General features: G+C 35.2%; 1 protein-coding gene. It reads left to right on the top strand.

The window, feature by feature from the left end; genetic code table 11:
- Positions 1 to 263: 263 nt before the first annotated feature.
- Positions 264 to 1,321 (top strand): ISL3 family transposase (locus tag KQI76_RS11625; RefSeq protein WP_216400439.1); only part of this gene is annotated, 1,058 nt, incomplete at its 3' end.

A 1,321-nucleotide genomic window follows, 5' to 3' on the forward strand; every position in this document is an offset into this window, starting at 1 on the left:
AGTTAGCCGAACCTACGCTTTCCATGGGCACGGCCTCAGCTAGCTAAGAAAAGCTTAAAGAGCTTTTCTTAGCGGATCTTCGGACACGTGCTATTCCCATAGGAGTCTTCGATTCGGCTAACTGCTAATCACCAAAATGTCTGATTTATCGCAGACCAATCTGTGATGGACGATTAATATTTTTAAATTTAAATATAGAAAACAAGTGAGTTTCCCTGTAGAATTGAAGTCGACTAAAACAATAATCCTGGGAGGGAACTCACTTGTCTACTTGTAATGATATAAGATTTTTGATCGATGTTCAAGATGAAAATATAACCTTTTCACCTGGTTGTGTGACACTCGGTGAATACAAGGGGAAGCCGTGTAAATTTATTAATGGTGAATTGACCTATGATCCAACACATTGTGAAAAGTGCGGGATCAAGAATGAAAACTACGTTGTGATCAAAAATGGAAAACAAACATCTAGGATTACCTTGCCAATGTCGGGTACCTCATTAACCTTTCTTAAACTAAAGAAACAGCGTTTTTTCTGTAAAGAGTGTCAGAGTAGTTTTACGGCTGAAACCTCAATTGTTGAAACAAATTGTCATATTTCAAATCAATCAAAGGCTATGATTATTTTGAAAAGCACTGAAGCACAGTCTATAAAATCACTTTCGAGAGATTGTTCTGTATCTTGGCACACTGCTCAACGAGAGATTGATAAAGTCACACAATCCATCAAGCACCATCACCATGCATTACCTGAGAATTTATCATTTGATGAATTTAAATACGCAAAAGGATTGATGGCCTTTGAATATATAAATGCTGAAACGGGTGATATTTTAGACATTTTAGAAGAACGTACAAGTCGTGTGATAAAAAATCATTTTATCGCTAATTATAGCCTTGATGACCGCCGGCATGTCAAAACAATCACTATTGATATGAACGCTGGCTATGTTAATGTCATTAAAGAAATTTTCCCTAGAGCTGAGATTATCATTGATCGTTTTCACTTAGTTCAATTGATTAATCGATCAATGAATCAAACACGTGTGAAAGTCATGAATCGATTCAAGACATCAAATAGTGAGGACATGAAAAAACACCGTCGGCTAAAGCGATACTGGAAGCTCATATTAAAAAGTGAAATGAAATTATCTTCTACAAAATACAAATATTATTCTTTGTTTGGGCAACGGCTAGAGAAGAGTATTGTTGAAGAAATGTTAAACTATGATCCTGAGTTAAAAGCCAATTATGAACTTTATCAACGTTTATTAAAAGCGATTGACATGAAGCTTTTTGAAGGATTAGAAAATGTATTAAA

The organism is Amphibacillus sp. MSJ-3 (assembly GCF_018919165.1).
GTDB lineage: Bacteria > Bacillota > Bacilli > Bacillales > Amphibacillaceae > Amphibacillus.